This window comes from Pontibacter sp. MBLB2868, assembly GCF_051904785.1.
Lineage (GTDB): Bacteria > Bacteroidota > Bacteroidia > Cytophagales > Hymenobacteraceae > Pontibacter.
The window spans coordinates 2,647,751-2,674,425 of record NZ_CP196710.1 but is presented as its reverse complement, the minus strand read 5'-3'; the positions used below and the strand labels follow the sequence as shown (position 1 = coordinate 2,674,425).

Annotated in this window: 29 protein-coding genes and 1 pseudogene; 16 read left to right on the top strand and 14 right to left on the bottom strand. The window is 49.2% G+C overall.

Annotation, left to right across the window (positions count from 1 at the left end; all coding sequences use genetic code 11):
• The first annotated feature begins 47 nt into the window (after window positions 1-47).
• The 6 genes from ACSX1A_RS11345 to ACSX1A_RS11320 all read left to right on the top strand — a co-directional run bounded on the left by ACSX1A_RS11345 (window position 48) and on the right by ACSX1A_RS11320 (window position 5,772).
• The gene (locus tag ACSX1A_RS11345; protein WP_439879768.1) at window positions 48-1,037 is read left to right on the top strand and encodes an NADAR family protein; all 990 of its coding nucleotides are present in this window, start codon (window positions 48-50) and stop codon (window positions 1,035-1,037) included.
• Window positions 1,038-1,130: 93 nt separating this feature from the next.
• Complete coding sequence (locus ACSX1A_RS11340; RefSeq protein ID WP_439879767.1) at window positions 1,131-2,177, top strand: SH3 domain-containing protein; 1,047 nt, start codon at window positions 1,131-1,133, stop codon at window positions 2,175-2,177.
• 144 nt (window positions 2,178-2,321) lie between these two features.
• On the top strand, window positions 2,322-3,881 hold the full coding sequence (locus ACSX1A_RS11335) for an IS1182 family transposase (protein WP_439879732.1): 1,560 nt from the start codon (window positions 2,322-2,324) through the stop codon (window positions 3,879-3,881).
• Window positions 3,882-3,995: 114 nt separating this feature from the next.
• A complete protein-coding gene (locus ACSX1A_RS11330) occupies window positions 3,996-4,415 on the top strand; it encodes a hypothetical protein (RefSeq protein ID WP_439879766.1) in 420 nt (139 codons plus the stop codon).
• Window positions 4,416-4,523: 108 nt separating this feature from the next.
• Window positions 4,524-5,042, top strand: a complete 519-nt coding sequence (locus ACSX1A_RS11325) for a hypothetical protein (RefSeq protein WP_439879765.1) — start codon at window positions 4,524-4,526, stop codon at window positions 5,040-5,042.
• 112 nt (window positions 5,043-5,154) lie between these two features.
• Window positions 5,155-5,772, top strand: a complete 618-nt coding sequence (locus ACSX1A_RS11320) for a c-type cytochrome (RefSeq protein ID WP_439879764.1) — start codon at window positions 5,155-5,157, stop codon at window positions 5,770-5,772.
• A 334-nt stretch (window positions 5,773-6,106) separates the two neighbouring features.
• On the opposite strand, the pseudogene ACSX1A_RS11315 reads toward ACSX1A_RS11320, so the two are convergent.
• Together ACSX1A_RS11315 and ACSX1A_RS11310 are read right to left on the bottom strand one after the other, a co-directional pair.
• A pseudogene (locus ACSX1A_RS11315) lies at window positions 6,107-7,201 on the bottom strand (IS91 family transposase); the annotation flags it as partial.
• Entirely contained in the window at window positions 7,201-7,821 is a 621-nt protein-coding gene (locus ACSX1A_RS11310) for a tyrosine-type recombinase/integrase (RefSeq protein ID WP_439879763.1), read from the bottom strand. The gene ACSX1A_RS11310 and the pseudogene ACSX1A_RS11315, both read right to left, overlap by 1 nt.
• A gap of 131 nt (window positions 7,822-7,952) precedes the next feature.
• On the opposite strand from ACSX1A_RS11310, the gene ACSX1A_RS11305 reads away from it, so the two are divergent.
• Together ACSX1A_RS11305 and ACSX1A_RS11300 are read left to right on the top strand one after the other, a co-directional pair.
• Entirely contained in the window at window positions 7,953-8,243 is a 291-nt protein-coding gene (locus tag ACSX1A_RS11305; RefSeq protein WP_439879712.1) for a transposase, read from the top strand.
• Window positions 8,240-9,106 carry an IS3 family transposase gene (locus ACSX1A_RS11300; RefSeq protein ID WP_439883551.1) on the top strand — a complete coding sequence of 289 codons (867 nt, stop codon included), beginning with the start codon at window positions 8,240-8,242 and terminating at the stop codon, window positions 9,104-9,106. The genes ACSX1A_RS11305 and ACSX1A_RS11300 overlap by 4 nt, the downstream gene beginning before the upstream one ends.
• 7 nt (window positions 9,107-9,113) lie before the next feature.
• Here the strand turns inward: ACSX1A_RS11300 and ACSX1A_RS11295 are convergent, their stop codons facing one another.
• Window positions 9,114-9,275, bottom strand: a complete 162-nt coding sequence (locus ACSX1A_RS11295; protein ID WP_439879762.1) for a hypothetical protein — start codon at window positions 9,273-9,275, stop codon at window positions 9,114-9,116.
• Window positions 9,276-9,609: 334 nt separating this feature from the next.
• Here ACSX1A_RS11295 and lepB point away from each other — a divergent pair, with 334 nt between their 5' ends.
• From lepB to ACSX1A_RS11255, 8 genes are all read left to right on the top strand, one after another.
• The gene (gene lepB, locus ACSX1A_RS11290) at window positions 9,610-10,707 is read left to right on the top strand and encodes a signal peptidase I (RefSeq protein WP_439879761.1); all 1,098 of its coding nucleotides are present in this window, start codon (window positions 9,610-9,612) and stop codon (window positions 10,705-10,707) included.
• 299 nt (window positions 10,708-11,006) lie between these two features.
• Window positions 11,007-11,405, top strand: coding sequence for a hypothetical protein (locus ACSX1A_RS11285; RefSeq protein ID WP_439879760.1), 399 nt, complete (start codon window positions 11,007-11,009; stop codon window positions 11,403-11,405).
• 254 nt (window positions 11,406-11,659) lie between these two features.
• On the top strand, window positions 11,660-12,262 hold the full coding sequence (locus ACSX1A_RS11280) for a hypothetical protein (protein WP_439879759.1): 603 nt from the start codon (window positions 11,660-11,662) through the stop codon (window positions 12,260-12,262).
• 229 nt (window positions 12,263-12,491) lie between these two features.
• Window positions 12,492-14,039, top strand: coding sequence for a T9SS type A sorting domain-containing protein (locus tag ACSX1A_RS11275; protein WP_439879758.1), 1,548 nt, complete (start codon window positions 12,492-12,494; stop codon window positions 14,037-14,039).
• Window positions 14,040-14,269: 230 nt separating this feature from the next.
• On the top strand, window positions 14,270-14,680 hold the full coding sequence (locus tag ACSX1A_RS11270; RefSeq protein WP_439879757.1) for a hypothetical protein: 411 nt from the start codon (window positions 14,270-14,272) through the stop codon (window positions 14,678-14,680).
• A 261-nt stretch (window positions 14,681-14,941) separates the two neighbouring features.
• On the top strand, window positions 14,942-15,313 hold the full coding sequence (locus tag ACSX1A_RS11265; RefSeq protein WP_439879756.1) for a VOC family protein: 372 nt from the start codon (window positions 14,942-14,944) through the stop codon (window positions 15,311-15,313).
• Window positions 15,314-15,326: 13 nt separating this feature from the next.
• Window positions 15,327-15,797 (top strand): DUF1801 domain-containing protein, encoded by a 471-nt coding sequence (locus ACSX1A_RS11260; RefSeq protein WP_439879755.1) that lies wholly within the window; start codon window positions 15,327-15,329, stop codon window positions 15,795-15,797.
• Between the two features lie 188 nt (window positions 15,798-15,985).
• Complete coding sequence (locus ACSX1A_RS11255) at window positions 15,986-16,177, top strand: hypothetical protein (protein ID WP_439879754.1); 192 nt, start codon at window positions 15,986-15,988, stop codon at window positions 16,175-16,177.
• A 246-nt stretch (window positions 16,178-16,423) separates the two neighbouring features.
• On the opposite strand, the gene ACSX1A_RS11250 is transcribed toward ACSX1A_RS11255, so the two are convergent.
• From ACSX1A_RS11250 to ACSX1A_RS11200, 11 genes are read right to left on the bottom strand one after another with little or no spacing between them, the layout of a single operon-like run.
• Entirely contained in the window at window positions 16,424-17,215 is a 792-nt protein-coding gene (locus ACSX1A_RS11250) for a hypothetical protein (RefSeq protein ID WP_439879753.1), read from the bottom strand.
• A 39-nt stretch (window positions 17,216-17,254) separates the two neighbouring features.
• Window positions 17,255-18,079, bottom strand: coding sequence for a conjugative transposon protein TraN (gene traN / locus ACSX1A_RS11245; RefSeq protein WP_439879752.1), 825 nt, complete (start codon window positions 18,077-18,079; stop codon window positions 17,255-17,257).
• A 37-nt stretch (window positions 18,080-18,116) separates the two neighbouring features.
• Window positions 18,117-19,469: a conjugative transposon protein TraM gene (traM, locus tag ACSX1A_RS11240; RefSeq protein ID WP_439879751.1), complete on the bottom strand. Its 1,353-nt coding sequence runs from the start codon at window positions 19,467-19,469 to the stop codon at window positions 18,117-18,119.
• Between the two features lie 6 nt (window positions 19,470-19,475).
• The gene (locus ACSX1A_RS11235; protein ID WP_439879750.1) at window positions 19,476-19,964 is read right to left on the bottom strand and encodes a hypothetical protein; all 489 of its coding nucleotides are present in this window, start codon (window positions 19,962-19,964) and stop codon (window positions 19,476-19,478) included.
• Window positions 19,965-19,966: 2 nt separating this feature from the next.
• Window positions 19,967-20,584, bottom strand: a complete 618-nt coding sequence (gene traK / locus ACSX1A_RS11230; RefSeq protein ID WP_439879749.1) for a conjugative transposon protein TraK — start codon at window positions 20,582-20,584, stop codon at window positions 19,967-19,969.
• A gap of 24 nt (window positions 20,585-20,608) precedes the next feature.
• Window positions 20,609-21,829, bottom strand: coding sequence for a conjugative transposon protein TraJ (gene traJ, locus ACSX1A_RS11225; RefSeq protein ID WP_439879748.1), 1,221 nt, complete (start codon window positions 21,827-21,829; stop codon window positions 20,609-20,611).
• A gap of 27 nt (window positions 21,830-21,856) precedes the next feature.
• A complete protein-coding gene (locus ACSX1A_RS11220; protein ID WP_439879747.1) occupies window positions 21,857-22,501 on the bottom strand; it encodes a TerB family tellurite resistance protein in 645 nt (214 codons plus the stop codon).
• An 11-nt stretch (window positions 22,502-22,512) separates the two neighbouring features.
• Window positions 22,513-23,154: a hypothetical protein gene (locus ACSX1A_RS11215; RefSeq protein WP_439879746.1), complete on the bottom strand. Its 642-nt coding sequence runs from the start codon at window positions 23,152-23,154 to the stop codon at window positions 22,513-22,515.
• A 13-nt stretch (window positions 23,155-23,167) separates the two neighbouring features.
• Entirely contained in the window at window positions 23,168-23,845 is a 678-nt protein-coding gene (locus ACSX1A_RS11210; RefSeq protein WP_439879745.1) for a conjugal transfer protein TraI, read from the bottom strand.
• 20 nt (window positions 23,846-23,865) lie between these two features.
• A complete protein-coding gene (locus tag ACSX1A_RS11205; protein WP_439879744.1) occupies window positions 23,866-26,343 on the bottom strand; it encodes a TraG family conjugative transposon ATPase in 2,478 nt (825 codons plus the stop codon).
• Window positions 26,327-26,674, bottom strand: coding sequence for a DUF4133 domain-containing protein (locus ACSX1A_RS11200; protein ID WP_439879743.1), 348 nt, complete (start codon window positions 26,672-26,674; stop codon window positions 26,327-26,329). The genes ACSX1A_RS11205 and ACSX1A_RS11200 overlap by 17 nt, the downstream gene beginning before the upstream one ends.
• Between the last annotated feature and the right edge of the window lies 1 nt (window position 26,675).

The following is a 26,675-nucleotide window of genomic DNA, read 5'->3' as shown; positions in this document are numbered from 1 at the left end:
TTTTGTAATTTGAAATGACGAAATTTTAGTAGTGAAAGGACTGGTTTATGATAAGTATTGAGAAAAAATATAGTTCAAGGGAGTATAATGATAAAGAAGTAGTTTGGTTTAGAAAAACCAATGAAGCATTTGGTGGGCTCTCAAATATGTGTTCAGGCTACCCATTAGTAGTTAATGGTCATAAAATTTTGACGTCAGAGGCATTATATCAGGCCTGTAGATTCCCCGACTTGCCCGATGTACAACGGCAAATCATCAATGAAAAAAGCCCAATGACTGCCAAAATGAAAAGTAAACCGCATAGAACCCATACTCGAAAAGATTGGGATAGTGTTAGGATAGCAATTATGAGATGGTCTTTGCAAGTTAAACTTGCTCAAAACTTTATCAAATTTGGCAAACTATTAGAAGAAACATATCCAAAACAAATTGTTGAAGACTCTAGAAAAGATAGGTTTTGGGGTGCAGTAAGAGAAATACATAATGACAACACATTAGTTGGGGTTAATGCACTTGGCAGATTGTTAATGGAGTTAAGACAAAAGTATATGTCTGAAAATAAATATGACTTACTATTAGTTGAGCCTCTACAAATTGAAAATTTCAGACTATTTGGAGAAGAAATACAGATTATTGATGAACGAATTAATTTTGTAAATAGCCTGATAAAATCGTGGGATTTAAATAGTTATTTTTCGGTAGAACAGTTGCAAAATGTTGATAAATCTACATACTCAACTAAGAAACATGCTGGTTCAAATGTCAATGAACCCTTATTCGATGTTCCCCAAAATAATTACAAGGTTGAAGCAAAATCTAAAAATAACGAAGAAGAATTAGTGAAAGAAAAAATCATTTTTTTACTGCAATATGGACAGGTATTCACTTCTAAAGATATTCTAAAAAGGGTTAAAATTAATTGGAGTACAAGACAAATGACTTCTTATTTAAAAAAGCTTAATGAAGTGCAAATAATAGAAGGAAGTCCTATGAAATTTAAGCTAAATCAACCTATAAATCAAAATACTCTTTTCTAATAAAAGAAGAAAAACACCGTAGAACCCAACACAGCCTTAACCCTTGCTACGCTGCGGGCTTAGGCTGTCCAAGTCCGTTGGCTACAATATTAAATGAAAATAAAAGCTGTTTTCTTCTTTCTGTTTACTGCATTCACTGCATTAAGCTGCTCAAATTCTGATACTTCAAGTAACTCAGAAAATGAACCAAAAGAACATAACTCTTCAGAGAAGGCTGCTGTAGAGAAAAATGTTGATGTTTATGAAATTCCTACCATCAAGAAGCTATTTGTTGTAAAGTCCAGCGGTAGTTTCATATATGAAAAGCCAGACCAGGAATCTGCTATACTTGACACACTTGAGTATGGGTATAGAGTGGAAGTAATCGGTGACGAAGAAAACTGGTACCAAATCAAGGAGCGGATTGGCAGAAGCTTTATAAGAAATGGTCAGCATGTCGCCTCTTCAGGTTGGGAAGTAGTGTATTTGCCAAAAGCAGATATTGGGTCGCTCACCCAGATTAAGCTTAAAACTAAGGATCTGTATGAAACCCATAACCAAGTTCAGTTGAAGGACAAAGTCTTGATTAATATCATTGACAAGGAAGAATTTGAGAAAGCAAAAAGTAAAGATGATCATTTTGTTAACCGTCAAAATGCTTTAGTGTCAAGTAAAGACTCAGTACTTGCAGTAACTACTGGCAACGGGAAAGTAGAATATGTAAGCTCCCCCAATGCCGAAGAGAGCATGAAAGTCTACAACTATGTGGGACATGTTAGCTACTTAAATGCTTATCTTTTATCCATTGGTTACTATGAAGATGGAGAGTATATGCTGTACAGCTCAGATAATGGAAAGGAAATAATCAGCTTCAATGACTATCCTTATTTTTCGCCTGACGGTAAATACATAGTTTCTATTTACACGAATCCTTATGACTTAAGCTCCGACTTTCAATTGTATAAGGTTGAAGACGGCCAGAAAGTCAAAAAAGAATTGGACGCAAGTTTCAGTAAGTGGATGGTCGCATTAGAGCCACAGGAAGTTTTTTGGTTAAACCCATCTACACTTGTTGTAAAAGTGCTACACGCTCAAGCATTCTGGGATGAAGACGGTGATCTCAACAATGATTATCAATACTTAAAAATAAAAATACTTTAGCCAACACAGTTTATACCCTATGCTTCGGCTGATGGCCTCGCACAAGGTATACACAAAACCGTCAGACTGTCTAATAACATCTTACTTTCTGCAACTTTTATCAAGCTAAGTGGCTAAGTGATAAGACACTTATCCACTTGCGCTATGAAATTCAAGCAAGCCTATAGCCGGGACGAGCCTCCCGGTGGCGGGGCCAGCCTGCAGGAGCTGATCTCCCCGGACAACGAGGTCCGCTTCATCGACGCCTTCGTCGATTCCCTGCCTTTGGAGAAGCTGGGCTTCCGCACCGACTTCCCCGAGAACGGGCGACCTGCTTACCACCCGTCCATACTCCTCAAGCTGCTGGTCTACGGATACCTGAACCGCATCCGCTCCTCACGCTGCCTGGAGCGGGAGTGCGGCCGCAACCTGGAGGTGATGTGGCTCTTGGGCCAGCTGGCTCCTGACCACAACACCATCGCCAATTTCCGCAAGAACAACTCAAAGGCCATCACCCGTGTCTTCCGGGCCACCGTGAAAATGGCGCAGCACTTTGACCTGATCGGCGGCGAGCTGTTGGCCGGCGATAGCACCAAGCTGCGGGCACAGAACTCCAAGAAGAACAACTACAACCGGGGCAAGATTGCCCGCCACCTCACTTACATCGAAGAGAGGCTTTCGGACTTACAGCAGGCGCTGGCGCAGACAAACCAGGTGGAGCCGCTTTTGGACGCCATGGCCCGCCACGCGCTGCGGCGCGAGCACTACCTGAGACTTTTGCGCTACCTGGAGGACTCGGGTGAGGACCAGGTCTCCACTTCCGATGCCGAGAGCCGGCAGCTGATTATTAGAAACACCATCACCGAAGTGGCCTACAACGTGCAGGCCACGGTAGACGCCCGGCATTGCCTTTTGCTCGACTACCGCGTCACCAACCACAACGATCGCCTGGCGATGGGAGGCATGCTTCGGCGGGCCAAGAGCATCGTGCGCAACCACTCTTTCACGGCCCTCTTTGACAAGGGCTACTATGCTGGCTCGGAGCTGGAGACCGCCCAGGGGCTGGGCATCACGGCACTGGTGGCCGTGCCTGCGCCCGCATCCAACGCGCCGGACCCAGCCTATAACGTAGAGCACTTCGCCTATGACCACACAAGCGATACCTATACCTGCCCCGAAGGCCACACGCTCACCACCAACGGGCACGTCTACACCAAGCACCTGAGCCGGGCTCACCCGACCAGCTTCCACCAGTACCGCACCAAGGCCTGCAAGACGTGCGCGGTGCGTCACCACTGCACGACAGCCAGGAACGGCAAGCTCATCGAGCGCAACACCTACACGCCGGTCTTTGAGCAAAACCGGCGGAACATCGCCGCACAGCCTGATCTTTACAAGCGCCGGCAGGCTATCGTGGAGCACCCCTTCGGCACGCTCAAGCGGCAGTGGGGCTACAGCTACGTGCTCACCAAGCAGGGAATGGAACGCGCCTCGGCTGACGTGGGCCTGATGCTGATGGCCTACAACCTGCGCCGCATCTTTAATATCGTCGGCTTGGAGCGGCTGCTGGCTTACTATGCCGCCTCTTTAAGCGTGTTGTGGACCCTAAAAGCCATGTTTGGGGCCTGCTGGCGGGGCTACAGCCAACGTATAAAAATCCCTTCCTCTAGTGCAATATATCTACAAATCACTATCTTTAACCAAGAAACGGGCAGAGGTTTTTAGACAAACTGCCGTTAGCGGAGATGCTAAAGATAAATAACAATCAATGAGATGATAACTGTTGGGCTCACAATCTTGCTTTTCATAGTGGCTATACTTGCTATTAAGTCGTTTTCGGTGAAAGGTTCAAGACGTGACGACTCATTACAATTATCAGAAGTAAAGGACACAAATGCTTTGGCGGTCAGAGAGTGGTGGGAAAGTAAAAGAGCAAAGTATAATATGGGGCTTATCGTCGCAGGTATAACAGCCTTTTTTTCTTATGCTATATTAGGAGGAATCTTGATTGCTCCCTACGACAATAGCTTTGAAGTAACATTGTTTACGACATTCTTTCAAGGTATTGGTTATTTGATTATGATGCTTATAGCCAATTTATTTTACAGTCTCGGCTATGTAGTTGATAACAACTTTAACGAGGTGAATAGTGAAGTATTTCGACAAAGGCTTTTCAATTTTGGATTTTGGTTTTCGATACTGCTACCATTTACAATACCAGCTTTGATTGTGCTTGAATATTTAATTCGCTTTTCGTGAACGTCTATCAAGCATGAAAAAGCACCAAGCGCTAACAAAGTGCAGCTTTAACCCTCGCTACGCTTCGGGCTTCGGCTGCACGAGTAACGTTAGAGCTAATTTAAAAATATGAAAGCATCCAGATCCATGTCTATTGCTTTGTTCCTAGCACTTAGTCTAGTTGCTTTAGGAGCAAGTTTGCAAGCCCAAACTAATGACCCTTTACGCGAAGGCAAATATTATCAACTTGACTACGAAGAATACATAGGTGTTGTAGGAAAAGGGGATACGCTTCGTCCGGGACATATTGACAAAAAGGAAATTGCGGACTTGAACCGACTTATTGTAAGGTATGTACAGGAAAAGAATAAAGCCCTTGAACCAAAGATAAATAAAGAAATTCAGAGAAGCCCGCATCATGCAGAAATGATAAAGAACTCCAACTACCTATTTGAACCAGAGGCTTACTATTATCAGCTCCTATCTGCAGTAAATTCAAATGGACAGAAATTGATATTCGTAAACGCTATTCATAGTTCCTTCCTTAAGAATAATAAAGAGTTGGATGAACTGAGGGTAGTTGCGGACGGGAGAAATATGTATTTCAATTTCTGGGTGAATTTGGCAACTGGTGAGATTCAAAAATAGAAAAAAAAAGCTCTAACCAGGTATAAACGTCACCTCGGCCGATGGCCTTCGCCGTCGTGTACACTAGCCGTTAGCCTTAATCAAATACAATAGAGAAAGCAGCTTGATTAGTATGAAAAACTTGATTCTCCTTTTTGCTATCTTGATGTTCTTGCTCCTGAGTTGCAAGGATAAAGTCAAGCCTGCTGTGGATTTGGAGGTTTCACAAGAAGGTAGGGAATTTGAGCTGTCATACAACGGAAAGAAGCTTGTTGAAGGTGAGTTGCTTGACACGAACCCTTTCTCAACCTGGAAATACTTTGATGAAAAAGGGAAACTCCTTGTAAGGAAAAACTTTTATAATACAGCAAAAGGGGAAAAAGGGAAACCTGACCTTTTGTTCTTCGACAATGACAGATTGGTCTATTTCGGAGGCAGATTCAATAAAAGTTCCCCTGGTGACTCTGATTGGGGAAAGACCCTTGTTGATTACTACTGCAGTAGCTGCCATGACACATGGGAAGAATTTGTTGGACCTCCATGGGAAGGCATGGTTGACTTAACCGAAGAAGATTTCAGCAAACGTTTAACGACATCTGTTCATATCGACAAGGAGGCACAACCAAACAATAAGAATGCAAAGGGAATAGGATTGATATATCAAGAGAACGAACAATTCAGCTTTCTCACTGAAAAGGATATTCAGCAAATTTTTGAATATGTAAAAGAATTGCCTAAACCTGTTCCCTAGAAAATAACTAAGGCTAACAACTAAGGCTTCGTTGGGTACGGAGTGCCGACAATGAAGCCGTGGTTGCACTAACCGGGCAGCCTGTTATGGGTTTTAAGTCGGAAAGAGTTTGCTTTAGATACTTTTAGGAAGGCTGCTTTATAGCCATCGCGCACCGGATGTGGCGCCTTGCGTGTGGTGGTGGAAGGTGCTCTTCCCTTTTTTGTTTCCTGTTTTCGCTTTTTTCATGGCTTTCCCTTCGCAGTGGGCATAGCTGCGCCAGGCCACCTTCGGGTGGTTGTTTTTTTAAGATCCCTTTTTCGAACTGCCGGTACTCACGCTCTGTCCTCAGGCCCTGCGGCGGCCCCCTTTTGGCCAGCACCTGCAGGGTGACCATCGTCTCCTTCTTGCAGCAGGGGCAGAGGAGCGGGTTGTATTCCTCCAGCTGGCGGGGCTCCACTTTCCGTTTCTTCTCCTCGGGCAGCTGCTGCCGGATCACCGGAATGGCCGTTTGCTTGCCCGTGCCACTGAGTATGCCGTAGTGGCGTATCCTGACAAAACCCTTTGGCAGGATGTGGAGGGAGAAGCGGCGGATGAACTCCATTGCCTCCAGCTTCATCTCCAACTTGCGCGCTCCTTGCCGGTAATCCTTACAAGAAAAGCTCACTGTCTGTGCGTCTACTTGGGTGAGGCGGTGGTTGGAGACGGCGATCTTGTGGGTGTAGCGGCCCAGGTACTCCACCACATGCTCAGGTCCTGCAAAAGGGCGCTTGGCGTACACCACCCACTCTTTTTTGAACAGCGCGCTGATCAGTGCCTTCTCCACATCGGGCAGCTTTGCCTTGAGCAGCTGCACGTACTTAGCCCGGTAGACCCGGCTCATGGCCTTCACCGGGAAGAGGTACTTACCTTTGCTGCGGGCTCCCTTCCACTTGCCGTCTTCACGCAGGCCCCCGCCCGGCACGACGCAGTGCAGGTGCGGGTGCAGCGAGAGGGTCTGCCCCCAGGTGTGGAGCACGGCCACCATGCCCGGCCTTGCCCCCAGGTGCTTTTTGTCCCCGGCAAAGGTGAGCAGTGTCTGCCAGGCCGCCTCAAAGAGGGTGTTGTAGACAACTTTTGGCTGGCAGAGGGCCAACTGGTTTAGCGTATCGGGCAGGGTGAAGACCACGTGGAAGTAAGGCACGGGCAGGAGCTCGGCCTCCCTTGCCTGTATCCACTGCTCGCGCTTTCTGCCCTGGCACTTGGGGCAGTGGCGGTTACGGCAGGAGTTGTAGCTCACGCGCACCTGGCCGCAGTCAGAGCAGGCGTCCACGTGCCCGCCCATGGCCCCAGTGCGGCAGCGCATGATGGCTCCAAGGGTGCGCAGCTGCCAGGCGTTGATCTGCGGGTGGCGCTCCACCTTTTGCCAGTGTTGTCTCAACACATCGGCCACTTCGTGTTTTGCCCGCACTAGCTATAAAGCGTATCGAGCGGGGAGAAGGGCTTTTTCCGGCCGCCCTGGGCCACATGCAGGTAGACCATGGTGGTGTCGATGCAGGCGTGGCCCAACAGCTCCTTGATGGAGACGATGTCCAGGCCGTCCTCCAGCAGGTGGGTGGCGAAGGTGTGGCGCAGCGTGTGGGGGGTAACCTGCTTTTGGATGCCGGCTGCCTTTCTGGCCTCCCGTACCACCCACTGCACGCCGACGGTGGTGTAGCGCCTGTCGCGCAGCCCCTGCTCATTTTCCTGTACCTGCCCGTTGAAGAGCCACTGTTGCGGGCACTCGGCCTGGATGTAGGCTTGCAGGCCGCGGATCAGGTGCTCGCTCAGGGGCACGTAGCGATCCTTGCCTCCCTTGCCCTGGCGCACATGCAGCATCCTGCGGTCAAAGTCCACATCGGGGAGTTTTAAGTTGCACAGCTCGAAATTGCGCAGCCCGCAGCCGTAGAGGGTAGCCAGCAGCACGCGGTGCTTGAGTAGTTTGGGTGCAGAGAGCAGTCGTTTGACCTCGGGCTTGCTGAGCACGACGGGCAGTTTGCGGTCTTGCCGCAGGGTGGGTAGCTCGATGCGCTTGTCTTTGAGGCCCTCCATGCGGAAGACGTAGCGCAGGGAGTAGACGGTGAACTTGAAGTAAGCGTCGGAAGGGGTGTTGTGTGAAGTTGCTACCTTTGACTGTAGGGTTAAAGAAGGGCAGTTTACTATAAACTGTTAACTTTGACTATATGGAAAAACGTGTTTACGACGACTCCTTCAAGCAGATGGCCGTGGAGCTAAGCTACGCCAGGGGATCAGTAAAAGAAGTAGCCGATGAGCTGGGCATAGATCCAGGCAGATTGAGCAAATGGCGCAACAAGCAGCGCCGGCCTGCGCAGCCGACTGCCGAGCTCACAGATGACCAGAAAGAGATCAAGCGATTACAAAAGGAGCTCAGGGAGGCGCAGCTGGAGCGTGACATCCTAAAAAAGGCGGTGAGCATCTTCTCCAAGGGAGACGGGCGGTATTCGGATTCATAAAGGAGCACCGGTACCAATTTCCCGTTGAGAAGATGTGCCGGGTGCTGCGTGTCAGCATAAGCGGGTACTATTACTGGCTCAAGCACCCTGTGGGGCGAAGGGAGCGAAAAGAGCAACAGCTTCTTGCCTCTGTGAAAGAAGTGTACCGGCAGAGCAAGTGCCGCTATGGCAGCCCCCGCATTAGTTTCGAGCTGCGCGAGCAGGGCATCATGGCCTCCAGACCGAGAGTGGCCCGGCTGATGCGAAAGCACCGCATTCAAAGCATTGTAAGAAAAAAATACCGGGTGCAGACCACAGACTCCGACCATGGCTTTTCTGTAGCGAGCAATTATTTAAACCGGGACTTCAGTGCCCAGCGGCTGGCCCAGAAATGGGTATCGGACCTCACTTACATAAAAACACGAGAAGGATGGCTCTACCTGACGGCGGTACTGGACCTGGCCGATAGAAAGGTAGTGGGCTGGGCTTTGAGTGAGACGATGGATGCGGAGTCGACCACGGTGGCGGCCTTCCGGATGGCGGTCAGAAACAGGCCAGTGACAGAATCATTGCTGTTCCACTCGGACCGGGGTGTGCAGTATGCCTGCAGTGCCTTCAGAGAGCAACTGGCAGGGGTACCGGTGGTGCAGAGCATGAGTCGGAAAGGTAATTGCTGGGACAATGCTGTAGCCGAGAGCTTCTTCAAGACATTGAAAACAGAACTGATCTACCACCGAAAATTCAACACCAGGCAAGAAGCCAAGCTGGCTGTATTTGAATACATCGAAGGCTTCTACAACAGGGAAAGGAGACATTCGGCATTAGGCTACCTGACACCCTGCCAGTTTGAAAACTTCTTCCTTAACAAAACGATGGCTGCCTGAAAAAAGCCTACAGTAAACTGTTGCAATTCCAGTGCTCCTGCTTTACCAGGTAGAGGTAGTCGTTGATCTGATCTGGGTCCAGCTGGGTAGGCAGGCAGTTGAAGTGCAGGGCCACCTTGGCCAGGTGGCGGGCGTAGTTGGAGAGGGTGCTCTGGCCCCGGCCAGCCACGGTGATTTTTTTAGAGAACTTCTCGTAAAGCTCGCTGAATCCTGCTACATTAGAGCAAGCAGTCTGGATAAGGGTAGGCTCTTTTTTTTCATCTTTTTATGCTTTAAAGTGAATCCAAAAGATAGCCCTTATCCGCTGCTTTTTACAAAAGAACTACCGAAGGTTTAGTGCAACACAGCACAGGCATCATGTTCGGCTAATGCCTCACCCGTTGCCTGTACAAGACCGTTAAGCAAAATCAAAAAATAAAATGAATGAAGATGTAAGTAAAGGCGGTTACAAAATGAGTGAGCAGCATGATAAGCTTCTTCAAAAATTATAATACATTGTCTTTATGAAATTAAAGCTTTTCAAAAATAAGCCATCCGTAACAGAGCCTAAAAAGAAAAAGAGCTTTGCCGGAGAGTGGGGGGATGCCATTTTGTTTGCCGTGGTGGCTGCAAGCCTGATAAGATGGGGAACAGTTGAAGCCTACACTATCCCCACGCCATCGATGGAGAAGTCGCTCCTTGTGGGGGACTTTCTGTTTGTGAGCAAACTTCACTACGGTCCACGCACGCCTGCCACTCCCTTGCAGGTGCCGCTTACGCACCAGACCATCTGGGGAACGGACATTCCCTCATACTCAGATGCCATACAGCTTCCCTCTTACCGACTGCCAAGCTTTTCAGAGGTAAAGCACAACGATGTAGTGGTGTTTAACTTTCCCCCAGAGGAGCAGCACCCTGCCGACCTGCGCACCAACTACATCAAGCGTGCCATCGGCTTGGCAGGCGACTCCCTTGAAATCCGTGACAGGCAAGTGTACATAAATGGCAAGCCAGTTGCTATGCCAGCGCAGGCACAATACAAGTACTACATTAAATCAGACCAGCGGCTAAGTGAGAAGTTCTTACTTGACAGAGGCATCAGGGTAAATGATGTGATGCTTTGGAAGGCGGGGTATGTGATTGACGCCACTCCTGAGTTGGCAGCACAGCTTAAATCGCTTGCCTTCATAAAGGATGTCTCCCTGTGGGAGCAGAAGGACGCACCTGGGGATGTGTTTCCTCATTTGCCAAGTCTGAACTGGAACAAAGACAACTTCGGACCGGTCTACATCCCTCAAAAGGGGGCTTCCGTTGCCATAACATCTGAGTCGCTTCCTTTCTACCAGAAGGCTATTCTTGGCTATGAGCACAACAAAGATGCAATTGTAAAAGATGGTAAGCTGTACATTGAGGGCAAAGAGGTAAAGCAGTACACCTTCAAGCAGGATTATTACTTCATGATGGGTGATAACCGCCATAACTCCCTTGACTCCCGCTACTGGGGTTATGTGCCAGAAGACCACATTGTCGGTAAGGCAGTCTTCATATGGATGTCCTCAAATGAGTATGGTGGACTCTTTGACAAAATCAGGTGGGGAAGAATTTTCAACACCGTTGAATAAACATTGGAATAAAGTTGAGAAGGATGAAAAGGAAAAGGAAGCTTTTCTATGGCAGCAATGGTTTTGATTCAGCAAGTGTAAGGAAAATTGCCTAACCATACACATGAGCAAAGCTTCGGCTGAAAGCCTCGCTCACCTCATGTACGAGTACCGTTAGGTTTAATTTTTAACAATTTAAATTTACAAGTGCAACCTATTGAATTTACAAAGAGTCATCTAAATAAAAGTAACAGTAATAAAGTGACCGTTCCAAAATTGCATACAAACCCTTGTTATAACTCTTCAACAAATTCGTCAAAATGAAAAGGTATTTACTCCCGCTATTTTTAATTATAATGCTTTCTTTTTCAAGTTGCGACGAAGAAAATATAGCAAATGATTCTATAGTTGGTGAATGGGAAATGAAATCAGCGTCTAATGGCATGACTGGTGCTTTAACTGATTATTCTCCTGGCAATGGTTCTATAATGAAGTTCACAGATAGTAGCTATGAAATTATTTCTAATTGGCAACTAACAAGGAGCGGCTTGTACAGCATTGTCAAAGAAACTAGCAATTTGGATAATAAGATTTATAACAGGGTTGTTTATGACAATGAGACAAATTCTATCAAGAGCTTCTTTAAAGTAGAAAACAACCTGTTATACATATGGACTGACGGCAACGATGGCACCTCTGTAGTTTACAGAAGAAAATAACATTGCCTAATGAAGTTGATTCAGAGGCCATCATGCCGTTTCAATGAAGCTTTGCCTTTTAAATTCATAGAATAAGTGACAGGTTTCAGCTTTAGTGCATCAGCTGTTTTGATAAATTTCCTAAAACAGGTCACAAACAGAAAAAAGACGTACGGGCATTGCAGAGAATAAATAGACTTAACAACTGCTAAACGCCAACATCGCCCGAGGACCTCCGCCGCCGTTTAGCCTAACCGTTAATATACTATAATCATTTGAAAAAGAAGCACTTTATTGCCTTGTTTCATTCTGTTGGAAAAGAAGTCAAAACTCGTGTTGATTTTGATTCAGAAATTGAAGAAACGTTCGTGTATGAACTTCTCAGGCTTGATGGTTACAGCATTTATCAGTTTATCCTTCCAGACTACCAGTATGTAATGTCTCTTGATGAATTAAGGGAACAGAATGTAAGGTTTAAACTATTCGAAAAAGAAAAAAGCACTTGGTTCGGCCTTGGAAAGAAGGTAGAGCAAGAGCTGCTCATTTACCCTAAAGCTGGCTTTTTCTATCCTTACCAATACGGTCACTATTTCTATATTTACAGCAAAGAAGAAATAAAAGGAGGCGAGTTTATACAATGGATGGAAGAGCTATTTCCGAAACGATTCGCTGACTTTGATGATACTTTGGCCGGCTTAAACAGCGACACAGTAAAGCTCCTTCATGCATCTGACTACATTCTGGTCACAAACCACGATTATCAGAAGGAGTTTGGTGTAGTTGCAAGCAAAGAAGTTTGTGCTACTTTAACAGCCAAACTAAAACAAGCAGGATTTGACTCTTTTAAAACTGAAGAATACCTGCAAAATAAAGAATAACAGGTTACAGCCGCAACTTTACGGTAGCTGTGCCACCCAGTGTCAAGTTGTTATAATCAAATATATACTGTTATTGAAAGCTCACTTATCAAACCGAAACTAGTGTCTCTTATTAGCTTTGCGCGCTGTACTCTTTGCTTTCATCTTAACAATTGAATTAAAGTAAAACAAACCAGCAGCTATTAACGTGCAGCCTGTAAACTACGCTTCGCCTATCGGCTATAACAAAATGAAACGAACTTCTTTCCTTGTTCTCCTCATGACGCTCCTCCAGTTGACAACTTATGCTCAGAAGGAGGCGACAAATTGGTATTTCGGAAGCAAGGCAGGGTTCAGTTTCCACAACGGCTGTCCCATGCGCCTGACAAATGGTGCCATGCGGACGGAGGGCGGTAGCGCCGTCATTTCCCACCGGGAAACAGGGGAGCTTCTTTTCTACACCAACGGCAGGACGATCTGGAACAGAAACCATCAGCCAATGAAGGGCGGCGACTTTAGTCCTGTTGACTGTCAGAATGCCATCGGCCAGCCAGCCATGATCGTTCCGGTGCCAGGTCAGGCGCATCGCTACTATGTTTTTGCGCTCTATCACGCCGCTTACCCGGAAGACGAGCCAATGTACGATTTGTGTACTCTGGGAGTCCTTGTTCAAGACCATAGCTTTGAATTGAGGTATACAGTTGTAGATATGAGCCTGGAAAGCGGACTGGGCGCTGTGGTCGCAGACCAGAAAAACATGCTGCTGCATAGCAGGTTAGCCGAAAAGCTTACTGCTATACCGCACAGCAACGGCAGGGACTATTGGCTTGTTACGCACGGTTGGGGCAGTGATGCCTTCCATGTGAACTTATTGACCCCTAACGGCGTGTCCGATGCCTTCGTGCAGCGCATCGGCTCCGTACATGGGCCATCATCTCAAAACAGAAACAGAGCCTTACGCGGGATGATGAAGGCGTCACCTAACGGCAGAAAGATTGCTGTGGCGGTCAATGGAGAGCACAGCCCATTAGACCTTTTCAACTTTGATGACAAGACAGGTGTGTTGTCAGATCCTATTACCCTTGGTTACCACACCGAGCTGTTTGGCCTTTCCTTTTCACCAGATAACACAAAGCTCTATGTTGCCAATGACAGCCTGCGCATGCGGGAGGAGGGAGAAGCTTATACCGATAACATACTGCAGTATGACGTTTCAGCAAGTGAACCGAAAGCCGTTATCGCCTCCGCACGAAGTATCATCATTGGAAATCCCACGCTGAACAGGCCTTCGGACAGGCCGCTGAATGGCTATAAGGATATGCAACTGGCCCCAGATGGCAGAATTTATGTGATCAGCAGCAACTTGTCTCAGGATGCGTCACATAACAGAGGGATAACGATTAACAGACCAAACGAGCGCGGCTTTGACTGCGATGTAAGGTACTTTGACTGGGGTATGGAGGAGGTAGACATCAATGCAGGGCTACCCAACTTTATGCAGTCCTACTTCAATGGTTTGGAGCCGGTGCTGTGCCCTGAGGGCGGATGCGCTCCTGCCGTGGTCGGAGTATACCCTAACCCTACCAAAGGCACGATTCGCTTTAAGGCTGGAGATTGTGCTGCCGCCTTTGGTTTACGAATAGTTAACGCCATAGGCCAGCAGATAGGAAAGGTGCAGGAGGGTACTTCTTTTGAGGATGAGATAGATATTTCCTCCCTTGCACCAGGCATGTACACCTTTATTCTTATGTTTGATGACAAGCGATCAGTTAAAAAGAAAGTTATAAAGCTTAATTAACCCTTTTCTATATTGTTAAAGTAAATTTAAACAAAGGATTACAATACCTAATCACACCTATAGGTTAGCTACGCCACCCTGTGGGCAAGCCCGTTAGGGGGAAGAAGAAAGATGGATAAGAAAAGATTAAGTATATTGAACTACGGCTTCCATTACCTCATGGCACCTTTTTACTTTTGAGGTGGAAGCACATTACAATAGAAGAATTTCTATGATGAGTCACAGCCAGAATGGAATCAATTTCCAACATTAAAGTTTGCTGTTGGACTAATAATTACTGGTTTATGGGAGGCTATAAGCAATATAAAAGGCTGTACTTCTACGTAATTCCAATAGAAAACTTTTCAAATAAGGAGGCTTTCGCTATTTCAAAAGAAATTTTCAGAATACATGGTTGGTGGATAGTAAAGGAAAATGAAACCCTAATAGCTGCCGAAGGAAAAAGCTTCAGGAACAATTTCTCTGATATTAGAAAATACCGAAACAGGATAACAATTCAGCTTGAAAGAGGAGCTGTTTTCATCAATTGTATTGTAGAGCCTCCAAGAAACGGGCAGTTTGTAACTTTTGGCACAACGAACAAACTATATGAAGGCATTACAAATTTATTTTTGGAATCCTTAAGTGAACGAAGAAACTAAGAATTGCTTCCTCCTGACCTGGCACATTTGTAAAGCTGCGGCTACACCTTGCTCTCCTTATATCCAAGAAGAAAGCGGTCATTGGATCAGACGCCACTAACAAATTGAACAAAAGTCAAAAAAGAGTCAAACGGAAAATAGATGCTTCATTACCTCAGGACTTCTTGCCTCATTTTCAATTGGATTTATGTCAATTCAGTTTTTGCTCCAAAACTATTGAATGACATTAAAGGAAAATATAAAACAGAAGAATAAAACACTATGAATTTAGGTGCATTTTCAATTAGTCTTAGCGTGAAAGACTTAAAAATATCAAAAGAGTTTTACGAAAAGTTAGGTTTCAATGCTTTTGCAGGAAGTATGGAACAGCACTATCTCATAATGAGAAACGACAGTGCGATCATAGGCCTTTTTCAAGGGATGTTCCAAGGCAACATTCTAACTTTTAATCCGGGCTGGGATGAAAATGCTGGTAACTTAGAAACCTTTGATGATATTCGTGTAATTCAGAAACAGTTAAAAGACAACGGACTTACACTTACAAGCGAAGCTGACGAAAAAACGTCAGGCCCTGCCAGCGTAATGCTAACAGACCCTGACGGTAATGTGATTTTACTTGACCAACATCGTTAAATTCAAAAAATTAATGAAAGCAGGAGGAAAAACGGTACAAGAAATTCTAACAAGCCTTCCAAGAGAGAGGGAGGAACCTTTTAACAAGCTACATAATGTCATTTTAAAAAATCTACCAAAAGGATTTGAGCCAGCCATAAGTTATGGTGGATTGGGGTATGTTGTTCCGCACACACTTTATCCTGCCGGTTATCATTGTAAACCCAGTGAGCCTCTCACATTTGCAGGAATTGCCTCTCAAAAAAAATCCATTAACCTTTATCATATGGGTATATATTCCGATCCAAAACTTTTGGAATGGTTTGTATCTGAATACCCGAGGCATAGTAAGCAAAAGTTAGATATGGGAAAAAGCTGTATCCGTTTTAAGAAGTTTGATGAAATTCCTTATGGGCTTATCGGTGAACTAATGAAAAAAATGAGCGTGAGTGAATGGATAAATATGTATGAGAAGATTTTAAATAGTAAAACCACAAACCGGTAACACGGGCTTGGCCTCAGGCGGGCTGACATGGAATCTAGGAGTTTAGTGCTCCTAACTAGCTTCAGTAATAAATTGAAGCCTGCCTGAAAACAAAGCCAGGAAACGTAAGGCGATCTATTAGCATCTTTCTTCCCGCAACTTCTGTCAGGCTATGTGGCTAAGGGATACTACACGTATCCACTTGCGCTATGAAATTCAAGCAAGCCTATAGCTGGGACGAGCTTCCCGTTGGCGGGGCCAGCCTGCAGGAGCTGATCTCCCCGGACAACGAGGTCCGCTTCGTCGACGCCTGTGGAGATTCGCTTCCGTCGGAAAAGCTCGGCTTCCGCTCGGATTTCCCCGGGAACGCCGTTCAACCTACCACCCTCCCTTTTACTTAATTTCCTAAGTTTTCCCCTTCTGGTTTGTTATAATGAAGAGAAGGAACTCTTATGCTTTAGTGCTGGACAAAGGGCAGTAGGATGAAAGTTAAGAACCCGCCTTAGTATCTATAAATTATGGAGACACGGGAAGTGTGGCATCCGGAGGTGGTTGCCCTGAAAGGAACAGCTCCGTCCTTCTGGCGAATGGCGGAGCTGGAAGTACCTGTCTGCTAAGCAGGGAAAAGTAATAAACGAGAAGGGGGACTACATGCCCATGCCTTTCTTGCGGGTTCGCCTCGTTTCAGGTTCTTGCTTTAGAGAGGTATCCTGTTTTACCTTCGGTTGCTGTGCTTGCTGTTCCTGCCGGACAGTAGGCCTTACTTCCTGCCGAAGCAATGTCTCCCGCTTTACCTTGTGGAGTTGCTCGTCATACACGTTAATCGTTTTGAACTTCGGACTGGCCTCCAGGAAGCGCGTGACCTCTTTCCCATCCTGCTGCACAGTGACTGGGTACAGGTTTCCTTTTTTGAGCCGCTGGAGCAGCTGCTCTTTCTGCTGAGGGTCATGTAGCTCTTTGATGGGGAACTGCTTCAGCGTCTTCTCTAGGTCAAAGCCGTAGTTCTCGTGAAACTGCCTTATTTTGTGGTTGCCCTGCATGTCCTTTGCGTTCGGGTCCAGTTGTAGCCACGCTTTATAAGGCTGTCCCTCTGCGTTAAGCAGTTCTTTGTGCACAGACCTGCCATTTAACAGGTTGTAGGCTTCCCGGGCTGTAATGCCACTGTTTTTGTTCATGTAAAAAGTCTGGCTCTTGTCCTGCTCCGGGTTTGGGGTTTTCAGGGTGGCCTCGTACTTGTTGAAGAAGTACATGTCAGCCTGGTCAGACTTTCTAAAGTGCAGCGTATAGTCCATGGTGTTGTTGTTGTAGGGCGTCTGCAGTCTGAGCTGAAAGGCCGGGGCCTGCATTTTTACGTTTCGTTCCAGCTCTTCATGGAGCTTATCGCCGAAGCCTGTGTATTTCAGGCCATCTTTGAGGTATTCTAGGTTATTAGTATTCATCTGACGTTTCCTAAAAGTGAAAAGATCTCGTAATCCGCGTTAGTCAAAGAGGAGCGGGCAGGCATTCACGATGTCTCTGCTTTGGACTTTGAGCATTAAGTGCCTGGCTCCATTCCGTTCAAAGAGCTCGATGACCTGCTCCTTCCCCTTTCCGATGGTAAATTTATCGAGCGCAAAGACTAGCACCTTCCGATGCCCGGGCACAACTTCCTTGTCAGCAAGTCCCAGCATGTAGAGCGGGGTGATCTCCTCTTCCTGCGTGGCGGTACGTTTTACCTGTTTTTTATCCCTGTTGGAGAAGCGCATAAAATCGATATCGTAGGAAACAGAAGAACTGTTGGTGAGCACCAGTCGGTAAAAAAGGGTGTTGCCGAGGGTATAAATACCTTCTACCGTAGCTTTCATCTTACCTGCTTTGTCTTTGATACCGTAACAGAACCGGAAATCACCTGCCAATTCTCCGGTGATGTGCTGTAGCTGCCCCTCGTTCAACCTGGTGCCAGTAAACTGTATGAATGTGCCGCTGTGCGGGATGTTGTCCATTTTGATAACCGTTGTTTCCGGCGTGGTAGCGTACCTGACGGAGAAACTGTACAGCCTGCCGTCAGATGTAATAACAGTGAGGTTTGTGTTCCCGATGCCTTCCCTGGCTGCTTTCACATGGAGTACGTTTTCCACCTGCTGGGGCACCTGCACCAGCAGGTCCCGGCTGCCACGGTCCACGCTTTTGATGGCATAGGGGAAGATAAGGCTGGTGGTTTGATGGATGGTAACTTCCAGAATGTCCTGTCGGAGTTCTTGTGCTTGGGTGTCCAAGTGCCAGAAGAGCAGGCACAGGAGGGAGAGGAGAATGTTCTTTTTCATGTTTGTATTCTATAAGTGGAAAGTGGAAAAATGACGTTTAAAACTGCTTGTTATTATCGCTAAGTAGGAAGCGGTGTCCGGCCTTTACCATAACCTTGACTTGCCGGGCTTGCCTGGTCAGCAAGCCCTTAACTGCCTCGATACCGGTGCTTGCCGCCTGTGCCACAATAGAAGGGGGAAGTGCAGGGAACTGAAGGCTTTGGTTAATAGCCCGCGGTACGCCCTGCTTGGCCGCATCGCGGGTAGCGGTGCCGGGAATATAAAGCCCTGGCAGCCCGTCCAGATCAAAAGCCGACAAGGCTACCGGGATCACAGTGTTTTGTATGAGCACGGAGGTGACCTCTAGTGCCAACCGCTCTCCGTTGATCCGGCAGGTGCCATAGAGCAGGCTGCCCTTGTTGATTAGCCTGCCGGATAGCATGACGTCATGGAGCAGGCGTATTTTGACAATACCGCCTGTAGTTAGGGTTTGGGTTTCATGGATGGCAGCCTCAATCGTGCTTCCAGTTCCAGTTTCCTGTGGGGCAGGCAGGCTATAAAACCCATTTTGCACTACGTGCTCTGGAGTTTGACCCTGAAGGGGAACTCCTGTAAGGGTATTGGCGGGTAGTATGGAAGGGAATCCAGTGGGGGATGCTTCCAGCAAAGTGACAGGAGCCTGTTCCGTCAGGCTCAAGACAGGTAAAATGCGCGGAGGCTCTTCAGTAGCCTGTTCCTGTAGCCGCTCCTTTACCCGTTCCGGGTGCTGAATATCGAGGATTCGCTCGAGCATATTCTCCAGTTGCTGCATCTCAGGGTTGGCACCATCGCCGCGTCCCATGGTCTGCATCATGGCCTCAAGTTTGGCTACGTCCTGGCTGAAGCGACCATTGCTATTGGGGTTGGCATAAGCGGCTGTTACAGTTTTTTGCATAAGGGCAGGCGGCTCCGGTTCGGAGTGAACCAATCTCGCTAGCTGCTCCAGGCGCTGGTTGATCTTTTCCTCGCTCGGGTCTGCCAGAGGCTTTCCCTGCGTTTTATCCCTGTCTGCTACTGGAGACGAGGTTGCCGGCACCGGCATTAGCTCGCTCAAGCGGCCAACTGGCTCTTCCTCGTTTACAAATCCCAAGCTGCCCAGCGAGGTGCTTTTGCTTTTCTCCTGCTGCATTAGCTGGTTGCGTTTTTCCTGGTTATAGAGGCTAAGTTTGTCCGGGCTCTTCTCATCCTTGAACTGCGGCTCGGGCAACTCGAGGCGCAGGCCCTGCGAGTGGGCCGCTAATGCCGGCCCGGCTGTGGTAGCAGAGCCTCCGCCCAGCGCCCAGAAGGCCAGCGTGAGGAAGGGCAGAACCAGCAGGGGCAGGACTAAAAGGAATCTTCTTCTGCGGAGGAAAGCTTCTGAATGTGTTTCCATGGTTTTTTATTTTAAGGAGTTGGGTTTGATATTATTGTGTAGTTGCTCTAAGTAGTGGATGCTGTCCACTAGGCTGGGTCTTGCCTGCAATAGGCTGTCACGCAAGTGTCTGCCTGCTGCTGTCCGGGACAAGGCTTTTAGGCGGCCACTGATCCGCTGCAGTTCCTTTGGGTGTAGGTCAGGGGGGAAGTTTGCTTTCTTCCTGACCGGTTCTGCTTTGTAGTTGAAGAGTGTCGCTTGAACTACCTCAGGTGTACCTGGCCACAGGGCCTGCAGCAGCAAACACAGGCTGCAGCTGCCAAACAACAGGCAAAAGAGCACGAGGCAGCCCCGCTGGGTACGCTGGGAGAGTACTTTGAATCTACTGTTTAACAGGAGGGCTACCTTTTTCTGCCAGCAGCGGATCACACTGGCAATGGCCTGGGCTGCCTGATGTACAGAGTTCCTTACCGGAGGATCCTGCTCCTTTGTGGGCTTGTGTTTGAACAAGAGCATGGTTAGCGGCTTTTTGTGAGTAGATCTTTGTTTTCCAGTGTTGTCCAGCGCTCGATCAGAAAGCCGTGGGGATTATTGTCAGAGCGGGAAACGCTACGGAGATAGCCTTCTGTTACCAGGCTGCGCGTCAGCACGGAGGTGGTACGGATGAGGCTTTGCCGGGCATAACAGCGAAAGTAGAAAGGGATTTTATCAGTGTTAACCTGTACACTGTCCACAGTGATTTCCTGGCTGACATTGGCAGTGATAAGGTTAGAGAAATAACCGCTCTCCCGCAGGTTATCATAGGCACGCTTGGCCGATCCGTCGGCCAGGTAAAGAGCCCGGGTGATGTTAGACTGGATCACCTTGTCGTCGGGGGCCAGCGTGAAAAAGTGATGATGAAACATCCGCACGTGGTCCCTGGCTTCCACGGGGATATTTTCCCTGCGCCCGGCGGAGAAAGCCTCCAGCGCTTTTCCCCCTGCCAAAATATAAATACGCTTCTGGGCGGCCTGTACCTGGCAGTAACTATAGTAAAGGGCAAAGCAACAGATAGTAGTACTGGCCAGGAGAAACATAATGCAGAAACTGCGGATATAGCGGAAGGCGCTATCGATGTTTTGGAGTTGTCTGAACATGGTGTGGGAGGTATTAAGTGTGGATCATGATTTGCCAGAGAGGCGTTCCTGCTGGAAGTTTTCAGGTGGTGTGCTTTTGGAGGGATCAGTGCTTTCCGGAACGTGACCGCTGGTGAAACTGGCCAAGCTGTGAGTCAGTTGGCTGGCCCCGGCACCCATGGTGTGGGCCGCATAGCCTGCTCCTGCACTTCCAGCTGTAACAGCGGAGTGGCTGGTGGTGCTGAGGAGGTTAGTGACTTTAAAGAGGAGGGCATTTCCACCACCGGCGTGCACGATGTAGTTAGCTACGTTGGGCACGGTGAAATAGCCCACGATGCCAATGAGGAGAAAGATCAGGTAAGCTGAGTCTGTGGCGCTGAAGAAGGTGTCCCCGCTACTCTCCACCTGGCTAATGTCCAGCCGGAGCATGTTCTCTTGTATCTTGCCAATGATGCCGCCGAAGATATTGGCCACGGGGAGCCACATAAACACGTTGACGTAGCGGGCAATCCAGACAGTGAGGGTGTGCTGGAAGCCGTCAAACACGGCAAAGCCGAATACAAGTGGTCCTAGCACGGAGAGCACTACCAGGTAAAAAGTGCGGATGGTGTTGATGCACAGGGCCGCAGCCTGGAAGAGCACCTGCAGTATTTCAGACATCCATTGCTTAATGGAGTTACGGAAGCTATAGGACGCTTTGGCCATGGCGAACTTCACATCATTGCCGACACTTTCCAGTAATCCCTCCCCCTCCCCGAGCGGGTCGTCCGGGTGCGAGTATTGGTACCACTTGTCGCGATCGCCTTCACCGTCCATGCCCGCATACATCTGCCAGGCGTCTGATTGCTGAATTGCCTTTTCTTTTTGCTGCAGCAACAGTACAATGGCCTTGTCGGAATCCTCCACCATGGCGGCGGTGGCCGACACGGTAGGCTGTAGCACCCCGTTGAGCAGGCCCAGCACCGCCGGGAACAGCAGCACTGCCAGTCCCAGGGCAAAGGGCCGCAACAGCGGGTAGAAATCCACGGGCTCTGCGTTGGCCAGGTGCCGCCAGACGCGGGAGGCAATATACCACAAGGCTGCAAAGCCAGCCAGTCCCCGCCCCACGCCGATCAGGCGCTCGCAGAGGGGCATCATCTCATCATAGAGTTGAGCCAACACCTGGTGCATGCTTTGCATCTCGCTTGCCAGTCCCTGTGCCCGGACCTGGCCTGGGAGCAGCAGCGCTGCCGCCAGGAGCGTGAATAGTATGATTCGCTTTTCCATATGATCTGTTGGGTTATGCTTATGATGTTACCTGGTGAAGTCCAGGTAGAGGTTTTGCAATGTCTGGACATCGTTGCGCTCCTTTGCCCGTTGGATGGCCAGCAAGGTTGCCTGCCGGTTGAAGTGCCTGAGGAAAGTGAGCTTTTCGGCTGTGCCTGTGAAGATGCGGTCAATGGCCTCCAGTCGCTCATCATCGCTCATGCGGAGCTCACCGGCCGTGAGGATGAGCACCAGCTCATCCAGGTGGCGCAGGCTCTCGTCGAAAAGATGGGCATACACGCGTGCCAGGTAGTCAAGCTCCGATGGTGAAAAATTGCCATCCTGCCGGAAGCGGCTGTAGGCGGCCTTGTATTCGCTGACGATGCGTTGCTGAAGGGTTACGATCTCAGCCACCCGTTTGTAGTGCTGCACGGTTGGGTTCACGGCTAGCAGGCCGTCCAGGAAATGTGCGTGCAGGTTAAAACTGCCTTCGGAAATATCCTTGATGGTACCATAGCCCTGGCTGATGATGTCATAGCCACTCTTCATATCGGAAAGGATGCTTTTCAGCTGATTGAGCTTTTCCACATTGAGCAGGAGTTGCTGTATTTCCTCGGTTTGCGCCTTGGCCCGCGGGGGCAGGCAGAGAAATGTTGCCAGCAGGAATGTCAGGAGAAAGATTGTCTTGTGCATTGCTAAGGTTTTTAGAAGAGTCCGTGCAATTTCTGTAAGGCTTCGACTGCGCTTTGCTCCTTGGCCCGTTGCAGGGCCAGTGACTGCGCCTCCCGGAGAAAAGACCGGGTGAACCGGTAAGTAGAAAGCATGCGCTGGTGTACTTCCTCCAGCAGCCTGAGCCGCTCGTTATCCCGTAGCTCCAGTTCATCTGCCGTAAGCACTTGCCAGAGTGACTCCATGTCCCAGGCACAGTTCTCCAGGGCCTTTGCCCGCACCTGGTCTATATAGTCCAGTTCTGCTGGCGTCAGTTGCCCCGACTGGTACAGTGCCTCGGTGACATTCCCGAAGTCGCGGCGAATGGCTGCCTGCCAGGCAATAATATCAGTGACATTTGCCGTTTGCGCGATGGTCGGATTTACACGCCGAAGAGAGGAAAAGAAATCCTGGTGCAGACCAAGGTCGCCCATTTTATGGTGATGCACGGCGCTGAGCCCCTGGCGGACGATGGCGTAGCCCTGCCACAGGGTGCCGGAGTATGCCTGTAAGGCGGCGATCTGCTGCACCAGGTATTCCTTTTGTGTCTCCTTCTGCCGGAACCACTCGTCGAAGGTCTGCGCCTGGGCTGAGCAAATGCAGAAGGCAAGAAGGGATATAACTAATAGTTGCTTCATGATGTTTTCCTGTTTAAAAGCCGTAAAGTTTCTGTATAGCCTGGAGGTTGTTTCGCTCTTTTGCGCGCTGCAGGCTTAGCCGTATGTTCTGTGCGTTGAATTCCCGCAGTTCAATGTAGTTTTGGGCGATGCTGCCGGCAGCCTGGTGAATCAGCTCCAGGCGTTTGCCGTCAGTCATCTGCGTGGAGAAGGAGTTGACCACGAGCAGTACCTGGTCCAGGTGCTGGACGCTCTCTTCGAGTATAGCCGTGTAGACGCGGTACATGTAGTCCAGTTCGGCCGCAGTGAAATTGTCGTCTTGCCGGAAGAGCCCGTAGGCGCGCTTGTACTCGGCCACCAGGGCTGCCTGTTTCTGGATGATTTCCCGGACTTGCTGGTAGTAGGCGATGGCGGCTTTCACCTTCCAGAGTTCTTCGTAATATTCGGCATACAGCTCCCGTTGCCGCTCGGTCCACTGGGCGATTTCGGTGAGCTTAAGCTCGGACAGCTGGTTTTCCAGTACTTTCTGGGCGTTCTGAAGCCAGATAGTCTCATTCTGGAAGCGCTGGATCTGCAGGTCAATGGCGACAATCACTTTGGTAACGCCCGCTTTAATGGCTTCTGTGACGGGATCCTGGGCCCGGGCCTGCCCGCTGCCGAGGGCAAGACAAAGCAGGAGCGTGAGTAACAGGGTTTTTGAAGAAGTTCGCATGGTGTATGGGTTTGATAGCGTTAAACTTTGCCGGCCCGGATGTCTTCGGCCAGTTGGGCGATTCCTTTGCGCATGTCACCGCCCCATTGCTGTGCGTAGGCATGTACCTTCATCTTCTCCGATTCCTCGGTCGTATAGGCCAGGTACTCTTCCAGCGACACCTCCGTGCGATAGACTTTGGAGAGGCTACCGCCCAGGCTGATGAAGACTTCCTTGTACCTGCGCATTTGGTCATTTGCCTTGTTGACTGAGAGCACGAGTGCCTTTTCCTTCTCGGTCAGTCCCAGTAGTTGTTGTATGTCGTCAAACTTATTGAGGTACTTGCTCTGGTCGAGCAGGATCTTACAGTCAGAGTTGTTGATAATGGCTTGTTTGACGATGGGAGAAGAGATGATATCCTCCACCTCTTGTGTAACCACGATAGCCTCACCGTAGAATTTGCGTACCGTTTTGAAGAGGTACTTGATGTATTCGGCCATGCCTTCCCGGGCGATGGCCTTCCAGGCCTCCTCAATGAGGATCACCTTTCGGATACCTTTGAGCTTGCGCATCTTAGAGATGAATACTTCCATGATGATGATGGTCACCACCGGGAAGAGGATGGGGTGGTCCTTGATGTTGTCGAGCTCAAAGACGATAAAGCGTTCTGAGAGCAGGTCGAGGTTCTCCCGGGCGTTGAGCAGGTAACCAAACTCGCCGTCCCGGTAGTAGGGGCGCAATACGTAGAGGAAATTGTCGATGTCAAAGTCCTTTTCCTTCACGCCCTCTGCCTGCAGGGTGTGTTTAAAAGTTTCGCGGGCAAAGACATAGAAGGTATCAAAGCATGGAAAAAGGTGCGGGTTCTCGTCCAGTTGTTTGTAGTACTGCTCCAGCGCATTAGACAGGGCCACATACTCGGAGCGGGAGAAGGTTTCCGAGTCTTTTTTCCAGAGGGCCAGTAGCAGGGTCTTGATGCTTTCCTTCTTCTCCGTGTCCAGCGTGTCGCCCTTGCCGATGAAGAAAGGGTTAAAGCGGATCGGGTGCTGCTCGTTATAGGTAAAGTAGTAGCCTTTGACCAGGTCGCACAGTCCTTTGTAGGAGTGGCCCACGTCTACGAGCACGATATGAGCACCTTGCTCGTAATAAGAACGCACCAGGTGGTTGGTGAAGAAGGATTTGCCGCTACCCGAGGGGCCGAGGATGAATTTGTTGCGGTTGGTGCAGATGCCCTGGCTCACCGGCTCATCGGAAATGTCCACGTGTACGGGTTTCCCGGTGAGGCGGTCGCCCAGGCGCAGCCCGACGGGGCTGATGGAGGAACGGTAGCTGGTTTCCAGGTTCAGGAAACAGCAGGCCTGCTCGAGGAAGGTGTCAAAGGTATCATTCATGGGGAAGTCCGCTTCATTGCCTGGTAGACCGCCCCAGAAGATCTGCGGGGCTCCGTCTGTTTCGAGTTTCGGGGTAGCGTCCAGTTGGGCGATCGCCGAAGAAATTGCATTGCGCAATTCTTTCAGCTTTTGCCTATTGTCTGTCCAGGCCAGCACGTTGAAGTGCGCCTTCACAGGAAGGCGTTGCTGGCTGAAGGCCTCATTTAGAAATTCCTGCGTAGCGTCCCGGGCGATAGCGTTTTCCCGCGAGTAGGCGGAGAGAGAATGCAGCCGCAAACGCTTACTCTCCAGGCGCTGCAGCGTCCTGGGTGCATCCCCCAGAAAAATGTATTGGTTCAGGATGTGGTTGCAGGGCAGCAGCTGTCCTAACGGAGAGGCGAAGCCAGTACTGAACTTGGTGCGATCGGTTGAGTACCTGTCATAATTTACACGGGAGCCGCACAGGGCAGGCAGGTGCTCCGCATCGGAGAGGGTGAAGAGCTGACAGTGCTTGTCTCCGATGCGAATCCCATCCTGCAGGTGAACGTCCTGCAGGAGTGGGGTACTGCTTTTTGGCAAAAGGCCGCAATAGCGCTCCAATAGCCCCGCGCTGTCTGGCGTACCGGTCAGCTCGGCGTTACCAAGCCTTCTTAATTTAACAAAGCCACTATCCTGGAGCACGCGTTCAAATTGTCCTGCCTGTGCCAGGAAGTCCAGCTGAAGCTGGGGCTGGATTGCCTGCTGTGGCGCCAGCGAGCGCCGGAGCAGGTTAGACACCAGTGAACTGGACAGCCTTCTGTCCTCCGGCATTTTGGTCAGGAGCACATAGCAGCTATGTTCCCAGTAAGGTCTTTCGTGGAAGAAGCGCTCACTGGCCCTGGAAAGAAAGTCCTGTCCCTCCTTGGTGAAATCAGCCTGGTAGGCGCTTTCCGTAAACCAGTCCTGCTTGTGAAACACGGTGTGGTGGGACAGCAGCCGGATGGCCTTGATGAAGGCTTGGTGAAATGCCTCATACTCTTTGTCAGAGAGGGTAAAGATCTCCGGCAGGGTTGCCTCAAAGGCAAGGGTGATATCTCCCTGCCGCGAGAGAATGCAGTCCTGCTCTACCTTGTAGACGGGCAGCATCTGTTCAATGTCAACTGCGGCTGCCATGGGATATTTCCTTTTTCATCAGGTGAATGAAGGTTTTCCTGGAGGTGATGCGGACACGGGAGGGGATGCTGTAGGAGGCCACTTTTTTCAGCAACCCGAACTGCCCGTAAGTTTTACTGAAGTGGTAGACGCCTGTGAAGAGGGCGCCGCCACAGAGGAATACGATACCCAGGCAGAGGAGCAGGGCCACTCCAGTCAGGTAGAGCAGGGTGAAGAGCAGCAGCAGGGCTACCAGCCCCATAGCAAGGTAGCCGATATACTGGGCCTTCAGTCCCCGGAACTCAATAGGCCTGTTGATGCCTTTGTTGATGTGGTATACACTGGTTGCCATA

Coding starts and splice junctions, on each gene's coding strand:
- ACSX1A_RS11250 (WP_439879753.1), bottom strand. CDS start 17,215: ATGAATACTAATAACCTAGAATACCTCAAAGATGGCCTGAAATACACA.
- ACSX1A_RS11285 (WP_439879760.1), top strand. CDS start 11,007: ATGAAAAGGTATTTACTCCCGCTATTTTTAATTATAATGCTTTCTTTT.
- ACSX1A_RS11210 (WP_439879745.1), bottom strand. CDS start 23,845: ATGCGAACTTCTTCAAAAACCCTGTTACTCACGCTCCTGCTTTGTCTT.
- ACSX1A_RS11310 (WP_439879763.1), bottom strand. CDS start 7,821: ATGGAGGGCCTCAAAGACAAGCGCATCGAGCTACCCACCCTGCGGCAA.
- ACSX1A_RS11335 (WP_439879732.1), top strand. CDS start 2,322: ATGAAATTCAAGCAAGCCTATAGCCGGGACGAGCCTCCCGGTGGCGGG.
- ACSX1A_RS11340 (WP_439879767.1), top strand. CDS start 1,131: ATGAAAATAAAAGCTGTTTTCTTCTTTCTGTTTACTGCATTCACTGCA.
- ACSX1A_RS11200 (WP_439879743.1), bottom strand. CDS start 26,674: ATGGCAACCAGTGTATACCACATCAACAAAGGCATCAACAGGCCTATT.
- ACSX1A_RS11320 (WP_439879764.1), top strand. CDS start 5,155: ATGAAAAACTTGATTCTCCTTTTTGCTATCTTGATGTTCTTGCTCCTG.
- traK (WP_439879749.1), bottom strand. CDS start 20,584: ATGTTCAGACAACTCCAAAACATCGATAGCGCCTTCCGCTATATCCGC.
- ACSX1A_RS11345 (WP_439879768.1), top strand. CDS start 48: ATGATAAGTATTGAGAAAAAATATAGTTCAAGGGAGTATAATGATAAA.
- ACSX1A_RS11275 (WP_439879758.1), top strand. CDS start 12,492: ATGAAACGAACTTCTTTCCTTGTTCTCCTCATGACGCTCCTCCAGTTG.
- ACSX1A_RS11260 (WP_439879755.1), top strand. CDS start 15,327: ATGAAAGCAGGAGGAAAAACGGTACAAGAAATTCTAACAAGCCTTCCA.
- traJ (WP_439879748.1), bottom strand. CDS start 21,829: ATGGAAAAGCGAATCATACTATTCACGCTCCTGGCGGCAGCGCTGCTG.
- ACSX1A_RS11220 (WP_439879747.1), bottom strand. CDS start 22,501: ATGCACAAGACAATCTTTCTCCTGACATTCCTGCTGGCAACATTTCTC.
- ACSX1A_RS11205 (WP_439879744.1), bottom strand. CDS start 26,343: ATGGCAGCCGCAGTTGACATTGAACAGATGCTGCCCGTCTACAAGGTA.
- ACSX1A_RS11305 (WP_439879712.1), top strand. CDS start 7,953: ATGGAAAAACGTGTTTACGACGACTCCTTCAAGCAGATGGCCGTGGAG.
- ACSX1A_RS11325 (WP_439879765.1), top strand. CDS start 4,524: ATGAAAGCATCCAGATCCATGTCTATTGCTTTGTTCCTAGCACTTAGT.
- ACSX1A_RS11270 (WP_439879757.1), top strand. CDS start 14,270: ATGGAATCAATTTCCAACATTAAAGTTTGCTGTTGGACTAATAATTAC.
- ACSX1A_RS11215 (WP_439879746.1), bottom strand. CDS start 23,154: ATGAAGCAACTATTAGTTATATCCCTTCTTGCCTTCTGCATTTGCTCA.
- ACSX1A_RS11265 (WP_439879756.1), top strand. CDS start 14,942: ATGAATTTAGGTGCATTTTCAATTAGTCTTAGCGTGAAAGACTTAAAA.
- lepB (WP_439879761.1), top strand. CDS start 9,610: ATGAAATTAAAGCTTTTCAAAAATAAGCCATCCGTAACAGAGCCTAAA.
- ACSX1A_RS11255 (WP_439879754.1), top strand. CDS start 15,986: ATGAAATTCAAGCAAGCCTATAGCTGGGACGAGCTTCCCGTTGGCGGG.
- traM (WP_439879751.1), bottom strand. CDS start 19,469: ATGGAAACACATTCAGAAGCTTTCCTCCGCAGAAGAAGATTCCTTTTA.
- traN (WP_439879752.1), bottom strand. CDS start 18,079: ATGAAAAAGAACATTCTCCTCTCCCTCCTGTGCCTGCTCTTCTGGCAC.
- ACSX1A_RS11235 (WP_439879750.1), bottom strand. CDS start 19,964: ATGCTCTTGTTCAAACACAAGCCCACAAAGGAGCAGGATCCTCCGGTA.